This window comes from Bartonella rattaustraliani AUST/NH4 (assembly GCF_000312565.1).
Lineage (GTDB): Bacteria > Pseudomonadota > Alphaproteobacteria > Rhizobiales > Rhizobiaceae > Bartonella > Bartonella rattaustraliani.
In genome coordinates this window covers 237678-256804 of sequence record NZ_CALW02000031.1, presented here as the reverse complement: position 1 = coordinate 256804, position 19127 = coordinate 237678, and the positions used below count along the sequence as shown (strand labels likewise).

Sequence of the window (19127 nt, the reverse complement as noted above, 5' to 3'; positions counted from 1 at the left end):
AAACACTGTGCCAAACAACCAAACTTTTTTCTATTCTATAAGATCAACTTTTCGGTTTTAACCGAACAATCAAATCAACATGGGATATTTCCATACCTTCTGGCGGCTTAGGCAAATTCCCAATAATAGGAGCTTCTCCTAAATTGCAAGGAATATCAAGAATACGATTTTCACCTTCTATATAAAAATGGTAGTGATCAGATGTATTGGTATCAAACCAAGTTTTCGAACCTTCTACGGCAATAATCCGCAACAATCCTGCTTCTGTAAATTGGTGAAGTGTATTATAAACCGTTGCTAAAGACACAAGAACACCTAACCGAATAGCCTCCTCATAAAGCTCTTCAGCAGCAATATGCCGGTTGCCTTGAGAAAAAATCATATTAGCAAGCTCTAACCTCTGACGTGTTGGACGCAAACCATTTTGACGTAAATGTTTTTCTAATACAGATATAGAATAATGATGTACAGCCTCCCCACAATCTTCTGTCGACTGTTTTTCTTCACTCAAACCTAAATTTTCTGTGTTCACTGACATATTACGAACCACAATTTTCTTTTTCCATAAAGATAAAATACAAAAAATGGGGATAATATGCTATAATTTTTTATTCTATTTCTGAATAATCTACTATGCGGGGTACATAAATAAGGGAGATGTCATTAAAAATGATATAAAATCATTTCCCTCTTCTTAAAATTTGCTTTAAAAGTTAGGTTAGAGAAAAGCAAAGAAGTTAAAATATACGCAAATAAATGGAGTAACAATGGCTGAACAAAAGTCTCGCTACACTTATGAAGAACTTCTAAGCTGTGCTCGCGGTGAAATGTTTGGTAAGGGCAATGCGCAATTACCTGCAGAGCCGATGTTGATGGTTCATCGAATCACCCAAATTAGTGAAACTGGTGGTGAATACAACAAAGGAATGATTCGTGCCGAGTTTGATATTACTCCAGACCTATGGTTCTTTAAATGTCACTTTCTCGGTGATCCGGTCATGCCAGGATGTCTCGGGTTGGATGGTATGTGGCAATTAACAGGTTTTTTTCTTTGTTGGTTGGGTGAACCAGGAAAAGGAAGAGCTATATCGACAGGTGAAGTCAAATTGTCGGGTATGGTAACTCCACAAACGAAACTTCTTGAATATGGAATCGACTTTAAACGTATCCGGCGTGGCAATTTGGTCTTAGGAATAGCTGATGGATGGGTAAAAGCAGATGGAGAAGCTATCTATAAAGCAAGCGATTTACGTGTTGCTTTATTTAAAGAAGGCTAAATCTATTTCTATGAAAAGGGATATTCTATATGAAACAAGGAGGTGTGAATGCGTCGCGTTGTTATAACTGGAATGGGAATTGTCTCCGCGATTGGAAATGATCCTCAAGCCGTTTTAAGCAGTTTGTATGAGGCAAAATCCGGAATTTCTTATGCGCCTCAATATGCTGAATTAGGCTTTCGTAGTAGAGTTTATGGCAAACCTGATATCAATATAGAAGAGCTTGTTGATCGGCGTGCTTTGCGTTTTCATGGACGTGGAACTGCCTGGAATCATATCGCCATGGATCAAGCTGTTGTTGATGCAGGTTTAGAGCCTCGTGAAGTCTCTAATGAGCGCACAGGAATTATTATGGGTTCTGGAGGTGCTTCAACACAATCCATTGTTGAAGCTGCTGATGTTACACGCCAAAAAGGTCCAAAACGCGTTGGTCCTTTTGTTGTTCCCAAAGCAATGAGCTCTACAGCCTCCGCAACGCTTGCAACTTTTTTTAAGATTAAAGGTGTGAACTATTCAATTTCTTCAGCTTGTGCCACCTCTAATCATTGTATTGGTAATGCGTATGAATTGATACAATATGGTAAGCAAGATCGTGTTTTTGCCGGCGGTTGTGAAGATTTAGATTGGACATTATCTGTCTTGTTCGATGCCATGGGGGCTATGTCTAGCAAATATAATGATGTCCCAGCAAAAGCTTCACGTGCCTATGACGTTAATCGTGATGGATTTGTTATTGCTGGTGGCGCCGGTGTTCTCGTTCTTGAAGAATTAGAAGTTGCTAAAGCGCGTGGTGCAAAAATTTACGGAGAAATTGTTGGATATGGTGCTACATCTGATGGACATGACATGGTTGCTCCATCTGGTGAGGGTGCAGAAAGATGCATGCGCATGGCACTTGCAACCGTCAATGATAAAATTGATTATATTAATCCTCATGCAACAGCCACGTCTGTTGGCGACCCTTCTGAAATAGAAGCAATACGACGTGTTTTTGGAACAGAGAATCAATGCCCACCAATTTCCGCAACAAAATCGCTGACGGGTCATTCCTTAGGAGCAGCGGGTGTTCAAGAAGCAATCTATACATTGTTAATGATGAATCATAACTTTATTTGCGAGAGTGCGCATATTGAAGAACTTGATCCAGTTTTTGCAGATATGCCCATTGTTCGTGAACGTCGTGAACATCAACAACTTAATACTGTACTGTCAAATACATTTGGTTTTGGCGGTACCAATGCAACGCTCGTTTTCCAACGCTACGCATAAATAGGAACTTTTAGCTGGTTGAAAAAAGCACGGTCTTACGGAGAATAATATGAAAAGTTTGATGGAGGGCAAACGTGGCCTTATTATGGGGGTTGCAAATGACCATTCAATTGCATGGGGCATTGCATGCCAACTCGCAAAAGCAGGCGCTGAATTAGCATTTACCTATCAAGGAGATGCCTTCGGAAAGCGAGTGCAACCATTAGCAGAAAAACTTGGCTGCAAACTGTTGCTTGAATGTGATGTAGAAAAAATTGAAAGTGTCGACCACGTCTTTGAATATCTTCAAAAAGAATGGAAAACGATTGATTTTGTTGTGCACGCCATTGGCTTTTCGGACAAGTCTCAACTCAAAGGACGTTACGTTGATGTCACAACACGTGAAAATTTTAAACGTACAATGGTTATCTCCGCTTACTCCTTTACTGAAATTGCACAACGCGCCGGTAAGCTTATGCCCAATGGAGGTGCACTTCTAACACTCACCTATGGCGCTTCACAGCAAGTTGTCCCTAATTATAACGTCATGGGTATCGCTAAAGCTGCTTTAGAAGCTATGGTACGCTATTTAGCGGCAGATTTTGGTCCCCAAAATATCCGCGTTAACGCAATTTCCGCTGGTCCGGTTAGAACTTTAGCTGGTAATGGAATTGCAGCTGCACGCGCAATTTTTTCGTATCAACGTCGCAACGCACCTTTGCGTCGTAGTGTAGACATTAACGAAATAGGAAAATCTGCTCTTTACCTGCTTTCTGATTTATCATCAGGTGTCACGGGTGAAGTTCATTATGTTGATTCAGGCTACAACATTATGTCGATGCCAACTCTGGAAGAATTAAAACAAAGCGAAGAGACTCGGGGAGAATAATTATTTTTAGTACTTTTAAAGTACGAAAAATGCTTGCTTACTGTTTTTAAAATATACTGGATACCTTCTCTAGTGCTTAATATCTCTCATTGAAAAATGGCGTTTTATATTCAAATGCTATAACTTGAATCATGATTAAATCTTTCATTTCTCAGTTATGTTTTGTAAAAAGATTACACTCAGATAAACTTACAGTTTTCTAAAGTATCATTATTTTTATCTCATAGGTCGGTGTAACCTATTTCAAAATTTCCGTATCTTAGGTAACTTATTGATTGATAAAAATAGTTCATAATTAAAAACCTCGAATATCGTAAGCTTTTCTCATTTCAAATACCTTTGCGTGATCAATCAACTAAAATGATTTCCTTACATGTTAAAAATAAAATTAGAAGAGAAAAATTGCTTAAGATAAAGGCTAAATATACCTTGCATGAACAATCTCAATATGAGAGAGCTGTAAGGTAACTGTTACTGACCAATAGAGTTACCTGGTTACACCCTCATAAAGGCAAAGATCAGGTGTACATGATAGATCTTGCATTATGCCCTTCGAAAGTCATCATGAAATAAGCTTAACAAGGGATATTTCTTTAAAGTAAACGCGTAAATGAGCTGTAACAATGATATCCTACGATTCAATAACATTCTCTTGTGTACGAGAAGTACGATCCGTATTAAAAATGTAAGGCATAATGCGTAGCTCGCATATATATGGTTGTAAATGCTTGAAACGTCAAAAACTGCATTAAAAGATAACAGTTAAAATCAGAAATTGTTTTTTTATCTTTCCGTTTTAAAGAAACTTCTCTTCATTCTTCCTAAGCCCATTTCATAATAGCATCCATGAATTGTATAATGATACATCCATTGAGACCACCCTCTTCACGCTTATAAAAGGACAAGTCGGCTCTCTCATTCTCTTTACCAGCTCATGGTTACCAACTTATAGTATATTTACTCCCCTCATGAGATTACAACAATCCTTGCATGAAGGTGATTCATAAGAGGCATTTTCTCTCATTTTTACCTCTACGCCACCCCCGCTGATAACGTAAAACCAAGTGAACAAAATTGACTCAACGTAACAACGTAAAGAGGTTTGAAATGAGAGAAACTTACAATATTCGGGATTGTGATTCATAAGCTCATAACGACAAATTATCATTATAAATCAATATATTGTAGTTTCTATGTTCTTCCCTCAACGAAACTGTATATGCTTTAGAGATGGCATAAACAGATATACGCAATACATTCACTCAACCCCAGAAAAAGCTGAGATGACTTATAAAGTACTCACCACCACTCACCTTTGTTTCAAACATACTGTTGTAATATCATCATATTTTTCACATGTTTGGATCATTTAAAAGCATACCGTGTCGTGCGTTTCATCTTTAAGTCTTCGGCTCAGTAATGTATTGGCTGCTTCGACGACACTTTTACTACAAAATAAGATTTGGTAAATTTGTTCTGTGATTGGCATTTCTATCCCTATACGTTGCGCTAATGTATGCACTTCCTTCGTATTTAAATACCCTTCAACAACTTGACCAATCTGTTTTTCCGCTTCTCTCACATCCATTCCTTGACCAAGCAGCATTCCAAAACGGCGGTTACGTGACTGGTTATCGGTACATGTCAAAACCAGATCCCCCAAACCTGTCATACCCATAAATGTGGAAAACTCCGCTCCCATAGCAATACCCAAACGACTAATTTCAGCCAGTCCCCGTGTAATGAGAGCTGTCCGAGCATTCGCTCCAAATTTCATGCCATCGGATATCCCTGCACCAATAGCAATAACATTTTTAACTGCTCCACCTAATTGAACACCGATCATATCTGCATTTTTATAAACTCTAAAACTTTTTCTACAATGGAAAAGTTTCTGTAATTCTTCACTAAATTCAATCTCAGAAGCTGCTACAGTGATTGCAGTAGGCAAACCGGCCGCAAGTTCTTTAGCAAAAGTGGGTCCAGAAAAAACAGCCAAAGGAATCGTCTCACCTAAAATCTCGCGCGCCACTTCCTGCAAGAGACGTCCTGTACCATGCTCTAGACCTTTCGTAGCCCAAACAATACGCGAACGCTCATCTAAATAAGGCTGGATATGGCCCAGTACCTGATGAAACACATGGCTTGGAACAGCAATTAATATATTGCGGCTTGCCGTTATTGCTGTCTCCAGTGAAGCTTCCAGTAATAGATTATCAGGAAATTGAACATCAGGTAAAAACGCTTTATTGCAGCGATATTGCTGCAATTCTTTGATATGTTGGGGATTATGACCCCATAGTAAAACATGATGACCATTACGAGCAAGCGCAATGGCTAGTGCTGTCCCAAAAGAACCAGCACCAATAACTGTCATTGAAATGGCATTCATTAAATTTTTTGACTGTTTTCCAAATTCTTTATTTTAATTGCCTATCACTGCTCTAAAGACCCCATGAGGCTTTTTTGATAGAAAGATTCACCAGATTTGAAAACATCACTCCTCTATAGTTTTATTTTAACACAACATGAAACCTTTTCAAGCTCTCCATGCTTTTATCTTGAACTGTATAAACATCACCTCTTATCCATTCTACAAATGACTGTTGATTTTAAATCAAAATGAAGGCTCTCTGAATTCTCTATGAACCCCTTTAAAATAAAAGCACATTTAAAATCATGATATCCCCCATAACAACGCCATTGCACTTCTGTATCTACTATCCACCTTATATTTTATAAACTTTTTTGTGATCGATAGCTACAAAAAGAGCCAACGCATTCCGCATTGGCTCTATAGATATTATTATACTCAGTAACAACCTTATAAAACCTGCATATTTTGTGCCTGTTCCACAAGTATCTCTACAGCTGGTAATCTACTTCTCCATGGAATCATGCGTGCCTAGCGCTTGTCCCGCAGGCACCTGAGCATCCAATAATTTTTCTTCCGACACGGATCTCTCCCCTTTTGAGACTTCAGGCTCAATAATACGCCCTGAACCACCCATCATATTATAGTTCAAATGGGAAATAGCCCACCACGTCCCTCCAACAATAACAAAAACGCAAACAACCGCAAACCACAGAGCAGCTAAATTCCATTTAGCATCTGGACCAGAATTCAAGTGCAAAAAGAAAACAATTTGCACTATCATCTGAAGAATTGCCATCCCAATAAGATATGCAACTTTTGTACTAATTGCCCAGATCTCCATCATCCCATACATCACAGGAATAAAAGAGCCCAAAGTAAACAATACAGCCAGAATGAAGCCAATTAAATAGGGACCAATACTAGGACCATGTGTTTCGTTTTGCATGCTCATTATAGCGCTCCTAACAAATAAACCATAGTGAAAACACCAACCCACACAATATCAAGCAAATGCCAAAAAATTGAAAGACATGATAAACGCGTTTTATTATCCTGATCTAAACCACTACGACGCAGATGAAAAAACATTACAACCATCCAAAGAAGACCAACACTCACATGGATACCATGGGTGCCAACCAAAGCAAAAAACGCTGACCAATAAGCGGAAAGCACTTCTCGTCCAAAAAGCTGTACTCCCGTTGCAGAATCAATACCAGCATAAGCACTAGGATCGTAATAGAATACCTCACCCAAAAGTTCATGAAACTCATAAAGTTCCATTCCAATAAAGCAACATCCCAATACAAAAGTGATCACTATCCATAAACGCACACCACCAATGTTGCCTTTATGCACTTGCACCATTACGAATCCGTAAGTAATCGATGACAACAACAAAATAGCCGTTTCAACCAAGACAAAATGTAAATCAATAAACGCGTTGCCAGCTTTTCCTCCACCATAAGAGGCAGAAAAAACAGCAAAACTTGAAAAAAGCGTCGAGAACAAAATCAAATCCGAAAGAATATAGACCCAAAAGCCAAATGTCATCGTTGAGCTACTATCGTGATGATGCTCATCAACATAAGCATTACTCATTGCTGTCGTACTCATACTGTCGCTCCTTGTTCTTTAAGAACAGCTGTAAAAACATCTTCGGTTTTTTGTACTTCTTCTGCTGAAATATAGTAACCATGGTGATCACCTGTTAGTGAATGATGCACTATTGTTACAACAAAACCAATAAGCCCAATCGCAACCAACCACCAAATATGCCAGACAAGTGCAAAACCGATAACTAACGAGAAGAATCCTGCAATAATTCCTGCTGACGTATTTGACGGCATATGAATTTTTGTAAAGCCACTGGTAGGGCGTTGATAACCATCTTTCTTCATATTCCAATAAGCATCATCAGAATGCACCTCTGGAATTATTGCAAAATTATAAGAAGGAGGAGGGGAGGAGATAGACCATTCAAGCGTCCGCGCATCACCCCAAGAATCATTTACTGTCACCGGTAAATTTCCCTTATGTTTGATACCGTACCAAATCGCCAAAAAAATTTGTAGTACAAAACAAAGAATACCAAGCATAATGATACAAGCCCCCAATGCAGCAATGATAAACATTGGCTGCCAACTAGGTTCCATGTAATGTTGAAGACGGCGTGTTGCACCCATCAAGCCAAGCGCATAAAGTGGAAAAAAAGCGAGATAGAAACCAATGAACCAGCACCAAAAAGAGGCAATGCCCAGCATTCGATTCGGTTTATAACCAAAAACTTTTGGAAACCAAAAAGCGAGTCCAGCTAAATAAGCAAAAACAACACCTCCAATAATTGTATGGTGGAAATGGGCTATCAAAAAGAGCGAATTATGAAACTGCCAATCAGCAGGCACGATAGACAATAAAACACCTGTTAATCCACCACCAACGAACGTAAAGATCATCCCCATACACCAAAGCATTGGAGGCTCAAAACGAATCCGACCTTTATACATAGTCAGCAACCAATTAAAGACTTTTACGCCCGTTGGAATTGCAATGATCATTGTCGCAATACTGAAGAAAGTGTTTACAGCCTCTCCTCCACCCATCGTAAAGAAATGGTGTCCCCAAACGAGCAGAGAAAGAAGCAAAATGACCAACATTGCCCATACCATTGAAGTATAACCAAAAAGGCGTTTTGAAGAAAAAGTCGATACAACTTCAGAAACAATCCCAAAAGCAGGAACAACCAAAACATAAACTTCAGGATGCCCAAAAACCCATACATAGTTAATCCACACCATTGGATTTCCGCCAGCAATATTGGTAAAGAAATTCATATGCAAATAACGGTCACATGCCAAAAGCGCAAACGCTACAGCCAAAACAGGATAAATAACCAAAATAAGAACATTACTGACAAAAGCACTCCAACAAAAAACAGGCATTCTCATCATCGTCATCCCAGGAGCGCGCATTTTAATAATGGTCGCAACAAAATTGATTGATCCCATCGTCGTTGCAATACCGGAAAGCTGAAGTGACCATAGGTAATAATCGACCCCTGTATCTGGACTCGTTTGCAACTCTGTGAAAGGTGGATACATCAACCAACCACCACGACCAAAATTACCAACACCTAGTGATATATTAATCAATATCGCCCCTGCCGCTGTGATCCAAAATCCCAAATTATTCGCAAAAGGAAAGGCTACATCACGCGCACCAATTTGAAGCGGTATAAGATAATTGAAAAGACCAAATAAAATCGGCGTTGCCATAAAGAAAATCATAATGGTGCCATGAGCCGAAAAAATCTGATCAAAATGCTCAGGGGGTAAATAACCTGACGTCTCACTCCCAAGAGCTAAAGCCTGATGCGTTCGCATCATAATCGCATCCGCAAAACCACGAACAAGCATAATAATACCAAGCACGATATACATAATGCCGATGCGTTTATGGTCAACTGTTGTAATCCAATTTCGCCATAGAATCCCCCACCATCCAAGCCCTGTCAAAGCGATAACAGCAATTAAACCACCCAAAACAATCGCAATACATGTGTATAAAACGATCGGTTCATGTGCAAGTGCATGAAAAGCACCAGCCGTAGGATCTGTAAGTCTTCCAAACATTTCTTAACCCATCCCAAATGAATTCGAGTTTAAAAGAAATCCTCTTTTTAAAAGGCTCTTTCTTAATCGATATTTTAAATTACACTAGCAATATTTTAAATAAATTTTAAATAATGCCAGGATCAAAAACTGAACAAAGTGCACCCCAAAGTGTCTGAGCCGCAGCACGCTTCATTAAGTCTTCATTACACACCGTATTTTCATCAACACATCGATTAACAATTCGGTAGTAGAGCCGCTTCTCAACAGGTGCAAAATAACGCACTTCAGCATCTTTTTCTTTCGCAGCAACATCACCCATACGAGGCGCAATAGAAAGTTGACGATAAGACGCACGATCAAGCACTTGACCATTAGCCCGTGCTTTAGCAACCCAGTCGTCAAAATCTTGCGAAGAGACAGAATGCCACTGAAACCGCATACCTGCAAAACCATCACCACTATAATTTGCTGAGCTTCCTTTGAACACTCCTTGTTCTTCCGCTACTAAATGCAATTTAGAATTCATCTGCGGCATAGCATAAAGAACTGTACCCAATTTGGGCACCCAAAAGGCATTAAGAGAACTCTCCGATGTGATTTGTAATAAAACCTGACGCCCTTTAGGCACGTAAATTTCATTAATTGATGCAATCCCGTACTCGGGATAAATAAAGAGCCATTTCCAATCCGTAGATACAACATCAATTTGTAATGGCTTCTCATTACCAACAATTTCTACGGGAAGCGGATTTTTAGGCTCAAGATGATAGGTGTAATAAGCTGTCAATGCACCTAAAATCGCTACAATAACAATAGGAATACCCCACATAAAAGCTTCAATTTTATTTGAATGCCCCCACTCTGGTAAATACTCCCCCGCCTTGTTTGAGGCGCGATATTTGATAGCTAAAAATACGACACTCACCATCACGGGAATCACAACGCAAAGCATAACAACAACACAAACAACGATCAAAATAAGCTGTTGGCGTGCTACATAACCCGCTGGTTGAAGAACATCGATCTTACAACCTGATAAAAGAAAGGACATCCCTAAAACCGCAAGCATTTCTATTTGTTTAATAAGGTTTCTCATTCCACCTGCCCCATCTGCATATCGGAAGTTATCATAAAAACAACGTAACCCTAGCACATGCTTATTTGTTTAATGAAGAATTATCAAGTAAATTCAAATATCCTTATTAATATTATACAATTTTTGATCCCTCACTGCTTCATTTAAGCTTCTTAGCGATATATTCAAGCGCAAACCAATATCCATCACTCCCACAACCTGCAATAACCGCATCGACACCTCTTGACGTATAAGAATTATGACGAAAAGCCTCACGTTGATGAATATTAGACAAATGAACCTCTACTTTTGGTCCTGAAAACATTTTTAAAGCATCAAGAAGAGCAAGAGATGTATGACTGTAAGCTGCTGGATTGATGATCAATCCAGCGCTCATCCCAATCGCTGTTTGTACCCATTCTACCAACTGACCCTCACAGTTACTTTGATGAAAATGTACCATTACACCAGTTCTTGTTGCCCATTCTTTGCAAAATTTTTCGATATCCTCTAGAGTTTCAGTTCCGTAAATTTCTGGCTCACGTCTCCCAAGAAAATTCAAATTAGGACCATTTAAAACCGTTATCACTGCGGACATAGCAAACCTCTTCGTCTCGACCATAATATTATAAAAAATTGAGCCGTTTTTTACTGTACTAAAGTTCCATCCTTAATTTCAAAAAACTCTGCTCGTCCTTTTAAGGCATCAAATAAAATGGGATCTGTTCCTGTCATAAATGTTTGCCCACCTAGCTCATCAAGAATATCAAATAAGGCAGAACGTCGACGAGAATCGAGATGTGCGGACATTTCATCAAGAAGAAGAATGGGCGCCCTCTCCGACATCATGCCTGTTAAACGTGCATGACACAAAACCAAACCCGTCAGAAGAGCTTTTTGTTCACCCGTTGAACAAGAGGCGGCTGACATGTTTTTATCAGCATAAAAAACTTGCAAATCTGTACGATGCGGCCCTTCTAATGTCCGCCCAGCAGCGCGATCTATTGCACGGTTATGACGCAACAAATCATAAAATTGCTCTTCAACCTCAACCGCTGATAATTTACGCAGAGCCATTTCTAAAAAACCATCAATTTGCAAAAAAGCCCGTGGGAAAAGTATCTGTGGTGGCATTTGTGCAAACATATCATTTAAAAGCCGAACAACCTCAATACGCGCCGCAGCAATGGCCGTTGCGAGCTCTGCCATTTGCTTTTCTAAAGCGCTAAACCAAACGCGATCGTCATTTCCATCTAAAAATAAACGATTCCGCGCACGCATAGCTTTCTCATAATCTGCTATACGGCGACCATGTAAAGAATCTATCGCTAAAACCATACGATCCAAAAAACGACGGCGTTCAAGTGAAGAACCAAGAAAAAGTCCATCCATAGCAGGAGTCAACACGCTCATATGACAGTAGTCTGTTAGACAATCACTTGTCTCATTTACGCCATTAATATGGACTTTCCGGCTCTTATCATTCACATCCAAAGCTGTACCAATATCCACTTCACCATAAAGAGCACATTCAAGATGCGCAAAAACCACAAACCCTTCACCTTCACCCTTCGCAAAACTGACATCAGAATACGCTGCACGCCGTAAACCACGACCAGGTGAAAGAAAAGACAATGCTTCTAAAAGGTTCGTTTTACCCGCACCGTTATAGCCTGTAAAAACCACATGCTGACCTGAAAAATGAATATTAAAAGAAGGGTAATTACGATAATGCGCTAATCGCAGCTGCCTCACGGCCACTTTGTGCACATGACAAGACATGCATTGCAAAGCAATTGCCCTTAAACGCGAATAGGCATCAGCACGTAAAGCGCATCCGCATCATCATTATCACGAATCAGCGCCGGAGCCCCAGCTTCAGCGAGCATAAAAACCACCTCATCACCCGAAAGTTGTCCAGCAATATCCAAAAGATAACGAGAGTTAAACCCTATTTCAAGCGGATCTGATGTATAAGTTGCCACCAATTGATCTTCTGCACTTCCCGAATCAGGGTTGTTCACAACAAGCTTCAAATGTCCCTGCTCAATGGTTAATTTTACCGCACGCCCACGATCACTTGAAATTGTCGAAACACGATCAACTGCAGAAGAAAAATCCTGCCTCTTGACCACCAGCTTTTTATCATTTTCAAGAGGAATAACGCGCTGATAGTCTGGAAATGTCCCATCAATCAACTTTGATGTAAAAATAACAGAACCTACAGAAAAACGAATCTTTGTTTCTGAGAGCTCTACACATACATCACTTTCAATTTCTTCTGAAAGAAGTTTCTGTAACTCTCCTACTGCTTTGCGAGGAATAATGACACCTGGCATCTTATCATCAACATCTGAAGGCGCCTGCATATCAACCTGTGCTAGACGATGACCATCAGTTGCAACTAAACGCAACTTCAAAACATCGTCCTTAACAACATGAAAATAAATACCATTAAGATAATAACGCGTTTCTTCAGTAGAAATAGCAAATTGCGTGCAATCAAGTAAATGTTTTAACCCCGAGGCTGATAGAGAAAAACGATAACCAAACTGCCCCGGAAGTGACTCTGGAAAATCTTCCTTTGGAAGACATTGAAGCTGAAAATGCGCACAACCCGAAACAACAGACATCGTGCCAGCTTGATTCCCATCAACAGATAACACAACTTCACTGCCATCAGGAAATTTTCGCACTATATCGTATAACAAATGGGCTGGAACAGTTGTTGCTCCAGCTTTTTCAACATTGGCTGTAAAAGATTCCGTAACCTCTAAATCAAGATCTGTTGCCTTTAATTGTACATGATCATTCTCTACATTGATCAGCACATTCGATAAAATAGGAACAGTATTACGACGCTCCACTACACGGTGAACACGGCCAAGGGACTTAAGAAAATAACTACGATCAACTGTAATACGCATAAAATACCCGTCATAATTTACAAAAATTATAGAAACTCTTTAGATGAAAAAACTTATCCCCTTACGAATCACCATGAGAGTTTATTCAACATCTCTTAAAATAGCAAGCAACTCCTCATAAAAGCAGAAACAACTTCCCTTACTTCCCCCCCTGCCACTTAAATTCTCTGCAATCATTTTAAAAGCAGCAGAAAATGATAAACACTATACAGCTTGTTCTCCAATCAACCGCTTAAGCAATTCAAGCTCTTTGGCCAATGTCTGATCACCACAAACCAAATCTTCAATTTTACGGACAGCATGTAAAACTGTTGTATGATCACGCCCACCAAAACGACGCCCAATTTCTGGCAATGAACGCGGCGTTAACATTTTTGCCAAATACATTGCAACCTGTCGCGGTTTCACTACTGTACGTGTTCTACGGTTAGATAACAAATCTTGCTTAGAAACATTATAATGACGCGCAACTGTACGTTGAATCTCTTCAATCCGAATACGCTTAGGCTCACCAGAACGTGTTAAGTGACCTAATAACTCATCAATGCGTTCTAAAGACAAATCAGTCTCAAATGACTGACGGAATAATAACTGATTAAAGGCTCCTTCAAGATCACGTCCTGATCCCAAAACTGTCCTCGCAATATACTCTAAAATATCATCAGAAATCGTGATCATATTATCATCTTGTTGCGCTACCTCTAAACGCTGGCGCAGCATTTGCAAACGCATCTCATAATCTGGTGCTTCAATTTCAAGAGCAACCCCTCCCTGAAGGCGAGAGCGAACCCGAACATCAAGTGATTCTAATTCCGCAGGGGGACGATCCGCAGCGACAACGACTTGTTTCGCACTATCAAGCAACATATTCAGCAAATGACAAAATTCGTGCTGAATTGATTTCCCCTGCAAAAATTGCATATCATCGATAATGAGAAGATCAATATCACGAAGCTGCTCTTTAAAAGAAAGAGCATCATTATCACGAATAGCCGTCGCAAAACGCCACATAAAATATTCAGCGGTCAAATAAATAACCCGTGCAGGTGTTAAACGCTTGAGCGCGGCAGCGGCAATCGCTTGAAGCAAATGTGTTTTTCCTAAACCAACAGAGGCATGAATAAAAAGAGGGTTAAATCTTAAAGCACTTTTATGTCCTTCTGCAATCGAACGTGCTGCAGCCAAGGCAACACGATTAGAAGAACCTTCCACGAAACTTTCAAAAGTATAACGAGAATCAAGTGGTGAACCCAAAACACCTGTTTGAAGACCCTTTATGGAATGTTCCGTATAGTTTTCAACAAAAGATGAAGCGGATTGATCTTCCAAAGCAACCGGAACGACATGCGTTCTACAAACGACACCCTTTGAAACACGATTCATACCACGAACAATAATTTCAACACGCAGAATCGCTGAATTCTCTTGTTTCCATAAATTTGTTAAAAGAGAACCATAGTGATTATTAATCCATGAACGTAAAAACGCTGTAGGAACGGAAAGCTTTATAAAGTTACGGCTATATTCATCAAGCTTCAAGCGACCAAACCAACTTGTATAAGCTTCAATCCCAACCTGTGCCTTTACTTGTGCCATCACACGCGTAAAAGCTGCTGCGCCTTCCTCCTCTGAAATAATAGAATGCTCTACAGAAGCATTTCTCCCAATTGACCCATTACTATCCGTCATCTGATTTTTTATTATTTTTTCTGCAGACAAGATATCCACCGAAATCCTTTTAAAGGAACTAGCTTTAGAGTTCAATTTATCCACCATCTTTCATCCTGATAAAAATAAAAATCTGCCTTGCCAAAACGCGAAAAACGCACCTAGCAAAACGCCCTACCCCAAATACAATCCCCCCCTAGGATAGCTTCATTACAACCCCACAAACAAAGATGACCAATAAGATTTGCTTGCATTCATGATATGACCCAATTTTCTAAAGTGGCAAACATACCAATTAAAAAACTAAAAACACGTCAGAAAACTCTTCCCGTAGGAGAACGCATAACAGCCTCTTAACATGCAACATAATACAGGATAATCCGCTCATATGAATCCTACCTGTTTTTAGCTTTCACAAAACCATACAAAACAGCAGAGGCAAAATGCAAGAGGCTAAAATCCAACCAAAAACCACTATGAAACTTGATGATATAAACAGGAAATGAGAAAAATAATTGATTCAATTCATTTTTTTTCTCTGAATTTACCAATAATTAAGAAATCTTCTCAGACTAAAAAAAAAAATTAAAATGCTTGACAAAAAAGACTCTGTAAAAACCCTAAAAGCTTGTGGATAACCATATAAATTTTCTTTAACTCTATTCATAAAGAAAATCACTTTAGAAGCTTACTCTTAAAGAGTTAAAATCGTCCCCAAAATAAAAAAACCAGCACCTCTATAAGGATGCCGGTCTGTTTCTCAATACAATGGAAAAATCTTAAGCAGAGAAAAACTCTAAGTAGGAAGAGCTCTCAGACGCTTCGCCAAACGCGATACTTTCCGCGCCGCAGTATTTTTATGAAAAACCCCTTTGGAAACTGCACGCATAATCTCGGGTTCAAAGTTCTTAAACGCCATTTCCGCAGATGCCCTATCACCAGAAGCTAAAGCATCATCAAACTTACGTATGAAGGTACGAACACGTGAACGGCGTGCTCTATTAACCTGCGTGCGTGTAGCAACTTTACGCACCGCCTTTTGAGCGGAAGGTGTATTCGCCATAAATCATCTCTCTTTCACCACATCGGATAGAATGAATCTTAATAAACATCTCTACCAATATAAAAAATTTCAGCCCAGCAAAGCTATAAAGCTGCTATAACGGCACAGCTTATAGCGCAACCTTAAAGGCAACGTCAATCAAATTCTCAAAGAGAGCCATAAAAAAACGCTCTAGGTTCTTCATAACTGCTTTAAGAGCTCCCCCCTTCAAACAAAGACAGTTTAAACAGCCAAATTACGCAAAACATACTGCAAAATACCACCGTGATGCAAATAATCCAGCTCATCTTCAGTATCAACACGGCATAACAATGGAACAGTTTTTACAGTTCCATCAGAAAAAGTGATTGTGGCAACAGTCTTCTGACGGGGCTTCAATTCACGAATCCCTTCAATCGTTACCTTTTCATCGCCCTTTAAACCAAGTGATTTCCAACTTGTACCCTCTTCAAACACAAAAGGAACAACGCCCATACCAACAAGATTAGAACGATGAATCCTCTCAAAAGACTGGGCAATAACCGCTTTTACACCAAGCAAATTGGTCCCTTTAGCTGCCCAATCACGAGAGGACCCATTACCATATTCAACACCAGCAAACACAACAAGTGGAACACCTTCCTGTTTATATGCCATTGCTGCATCATAAATTGCTTGTTTTTTTCCTGATGGATAATGAACTGTATATCCACCTTCACGACCATTTTCTCCTAACATGAAGTTACGAATGCGAATATTGGCAAAGGTTCCGCGCATCATCACTTCATGATTCCCACGACGTGTTCCATACTGGTTAAAATCAGCTACTTTAACACCATGATCCATCAAATATTTACCGGCAGGAGAATCTGCTTTAATAGAACCAGCAGGAGAAATATGATCGGTCGTAATTTTATCACCAAACAAGCCTAAGATTCTTGCATCTTTAATATCTGGTAAGACATCAGGAACCTTCTGCATACCTTCAAAATATGGGGGATTGCGTACATATGTCGATTTCTCATCCCAAGCATAAGTAGCTTCTGCTGGCACTTGCACTTCTCGCCAATTCTCATCCCCTTTAAAGACATCAGCATATTTTTCGACAAAAAGCTTACGTGTCACATTCTCTTCAATAAATTCTTGAATTTCTTGAGATGTCGGCCAAATATCTCTCAGATACACGGGATTCCCTTCTGAATCTTCGCCCAGAGGCTCCTTGGTTAAATCTCTACGCACCGTTCCCGCTAAAGCATGAGCAACAACTAATGGTGGCGATGCTAAATAGTTTGCTTGTACATCAGGCGATACACGTCCCTCAAAATTACGATTTCCTGAAAGAACTGCAGCTGCAATTAAATTCTTATCATTAATGACTTGAGAAAGTGCTGGAGGCAAAGGACCAGAATTCCCAATACATGTCGTACACCCAAACCCTACTAGGTTAAAGCCTAAGGCATCTAAGTCTTTTTGCAAACCTGAATTTTGAAGATAAGCTTCAACGACTTGTGAACCAGGTGCAAGAGACGTCTTCACCCATGGTTTGCTCTTAAGGCCTTTCGCTACAGCATTACGTGCTAAAAGGCCCGCAGCAATAAGAACGCTTGGATTTGATGTATTTGTACAAGAAGTAATTGCAGCAATCACGACATCTCCATGACCAAGTGTGTATTCCTCACCCTCAACCTGATAACGATCATCTTGCCCAGAAGTCTTCTTATAATCCTCACCCAATGCCTGCTTAAAACCTTGCCCTACATTTTCTAATGAAATACGCCCTTCAGGACGTTTAGGACCCGCCAAAGAAGACACAACACTTCCCATATCTAATTCAATTATATCACTAAAAACGGGGTCGGATACAGTTTTATCATGCCACATTCCCTGCGCTTTAGAATATGCTTCCACTAAAGCAATCCGATCTTCATCACGTCCTGTCATATTAAGGTAACGTACTGTTTCCTCATCAATTGGAAAAAAACCACAGGTTGCTCCATATTCAGGTGCCATATTCCCAATCGTTGCCCGATCAGCAAGTGTCATATGTTCCAGACCAGGACCAAAAAACTCGACAAATTTACTGACAACACTTTTTTTGCGTAACATTTGTGTTACCGTCAACACTAAGTCAGTCGCCGTTACACCTTCTTTCAGCTTACCCGTTAAACGGAAACCTATCACTTCAGGCAATAACATAGAAACGGGTTGTCCTAACATTGCTGCTTCGGCTTCAATACCACCAACGCCCCAGCCTAAAACACCCAAACCATTGACCATGGTTGTATGCGAATCAGTCCCCACGCAAGTATCAGGATAAACCGTCTGGCCCTCCTTTTCGTCCTTCACCCATGCACACTGTGCTAAATACTCCAGATTAACCTGGTGACAAATCCCTGTTCCTGGAGGAACAACACGAAAATTTTGAAATGCTTGTTGCCCCCACTTCAGGAAACGGTAGCGTTCACCATTGCGCTCATATTCATGCTCAACATTTTCCTTGAAAGCCATAGGATTGCCAAAATCATCAACGATAATGGAATGATCAATTATGAGATCAACAGAAATGAGAGGATTGATCTTTTCGGCATCCCCTCCAAGTTTAACCATAGCATCACGCATAGCAGAAAGATCCACAACCGCAGGAACCCCAGTAAAATCTTGCATAAGAACGCGTGCAGGGCGGTAAGCGATTTCTGCACCAGCACTCCCTTTGTCGTTTAACCACTTCGCAACATTGAGGATATCTTCTTTCTTAACCGTACGACCATCTTCAAACCGTAATAAATTTTCGAGAATAACTTTCATCGAAAAGGGTAGGCGAGAAATACCCTCAAGCCCATTTTTTTCTGCTTCGACCAAACTATAATAAATATATTCTTTGCCGCCAACATTTAAAATTCTACGACAATTAAAGCTATCAATTTGAGTCATGACTGTCCACCCTCACACTACAAACCACCCAATTTCCTGGAACGAACAACACAAACTACGAATCAAGGCCGCAGCTTGA

General features: G+C 39.9%; 15 protein-coding genes. 3 read left to right on the top strand and 12 right to left on the bottom strand.

Translation table 11 applies throughout. The features are described 5' to 3' along the window. Window positions 1-43: 43 nt before the first annotated feature. Window positions 44-538: an iron response transcriptional regulator IrrA gene (gene irrA, locus BN67_RS05800; protein WP_019223202.1), complete on the bottom strand. Its 495-nt coding sequence runs from the start codon at window positions 536-538 to the stop codon at window positions 44-46. Window positions 539-767: 229 nt separating this feature from the next. Between irrA and fabA the strand changes: the two genes are divergently transcribed. From fabA to fabI, 3 genes are read left to right on the top strand one after another with little or no spacing between them, the layout of a single operon-like run. Continuing rightward, window positions 768-1277, top strand: a complete 510-nt coding sequence (fabA, locus tag BN67_RS05795; RefSeq protein WP_019223201.1) for a 3-hydroxyacyl-[acyl-carrier-protein] dehydratase FabA — start codon at window positions 768-770, stop codon at window positions 1275-1277. A gap of 48 nt (window positions 1278-1325) precedes the next feature. Continuing rightward, window positions 1326-2546, top strand: coding sequence for a beta-ketoacyl-ACP synthase I (gene fabB, locus BN67_RS05790; protein WP_019223200.1), 1221 nt, complete (start codon window positions 1326-1328; stop codon window positions 2544-2546). 49 nt (window positions 2547-2595) lie between these two features. After that, the gene (fabI, locus tag BN67_RS05785) at window positions 2596-3414 is read left to right on the top strand and encodes an enoyl-ACP reductase FabI (RefSeq protein ID WP_019223199.1); all 819 of its coding nucleotides are present in this window, start codon (window positions 2596-2598) and stop codon (window positions 3412-3414) included. A gap of 1369 nt (window positions 3415-4783) precedes the next feature. On the opposite strand, the gene gpsA is transcribed toward fabI, so the two are convergent. The 11 genes from gpsA to acnA all read right to left on the bottom strand — a co-directional run bounded on the left by gpsA (window position 4784) and on the right by acnA (window position 19048). After that, window positions 4784-5806: an NAD(P)H-dependent glycerol-3-phosphate dehydrogenase gene (gene gpsA, locus BN67_RS05780; protein WP_019223198.1), complete on the bottom strand. Its 1023-nt coding sequence runs from the start codon at window positions 5804-5806 to the stop codon at window positions 4784-4786. Between the two features lie 487 nt (window positions 5807-6293). Next, entirely contained in the window at window positions 6294-6743 is a 450-nt protein-coding gene (gene cyoD, locus BN67_RS05775) for a cytochrome o ubiquinol oxidase subunit IV (protein WP_019223197.1), read from the bottom strand. Then, the gene (locus tag BN67_RS05770) at window positions 6743-7408 is read right to left on the bottom strand and encodes a cytochrome (ubi)quinol oxidase subunit III (RefSeq protein ID WP_019223196.1); all 666 of its coding nucleotides are present in this window, start codon (window positions 7406-7408) and stop codon (window positions 6743-6745) included. The genes cyoD and BN67_RS05770 overlap by 1 nt, the downstream gene beginning before the upstream one ends. Further along, the gene (gene cyoB / locus BN67_RS05765; RefSeq protein WP_019223195.1) at window positions 7405-9423 is read right to left on the bottom strand and encodes a cytochrome o ubiquinol oxidase subunit I; all 2019 of its coding nucleotides are present in this window, start codon (window positions 9421-9423) and stop codon (window positions 7405-7407) included. Before cyoB ends, BN67_RS05770 begins: the two co-directional genes overlap by 4 nt. A gap of 106 nt (window positions 9424-9529) precedes the next feature. After that, window positions 9530-10501 carry a ubiquinol oxidase subunit II gene (gene cyoA / locus BN67_RS05760; RefSeq protein WP_019223194.1) on the bottom strand — a complete coding sequence of 324 codons (972 nt, stop codon included), beginning with the start codon at window positions 10499-10501 and terminating at the stop codon, window positions 9530-9532. A gap of 139 nt (window positions 10502-10640) precedes the next feature. Next, entirely contained in the window at window positions 10641-11078 is a 438-nt protein-coding gene (gene aroQ, locus BN67_RS05755) for a type II 3-dehydroquinate dehydratase (RefSeq protein ID WP_019223193.1), read from the bottom strand. A gap of 50 nt (window positions 11079-11128) precedes the next feature. Beyond that, entirely contained in the window at window positions 11129-12262 is a 1134-nt protein-coding gene (gene recF / locus BN67_RS05750; RefSeq protein ID WP_019223192.1) for a DNA replication/repair protein RecF, read from the bottom strand. Between the two features lie 20 nt (window positions 12263-12282). Beyond that, on the bottom strand, window positions 12283-13407 hold the full coding sequence (gene dnaN, locus BN67_RS05745; RefSeq protein WP_019223191.1) for a DNA polymerase III subunit beta: 1125 nt from the start codon (window positions 13405-13407) through the stop codon (window positions 12283-12285). Between the two features lie 204 nt (window positions 13408-13611). Then, window positions 13612-15183, bottom strand: a complete 1572-nt coding sequence (gene dnaA, locus BN67_RS05740) for a chromosomal replication initiator protein DnaA (RefSeq protein WP_026088190.1) — start codon at window positions 15181-15183, stop codon at window positions 13612-13614. 688 nt (window positions 15184-15871) lie between these two features. Then, complete coding sequence (rpsT, locus tag BN67_RS05730) at window positions 15872-16138, bottom strand: 30S ribosomal protein S20 (protein WP_019223189.1); 267 nt, start codon at window positions 16136-16138, stop codon at window positions 15872-15874. A 222-nt stretch (window positions 16139-16360) separates the two neighbouring features. After that, complete coding sequence (gene acnA / locus BN67_RS05725) at window positions 16361-19048, bottom strand: aconitate hydratase AcnA (RefSeq protein ID WP_019223188.1); 2688 nt, start codon at window positions 19046-19048, stop codon at window positions 16361-16363. Between the last annotated feature and the right edge of the window lie 79 nt (window positions 19049-19127).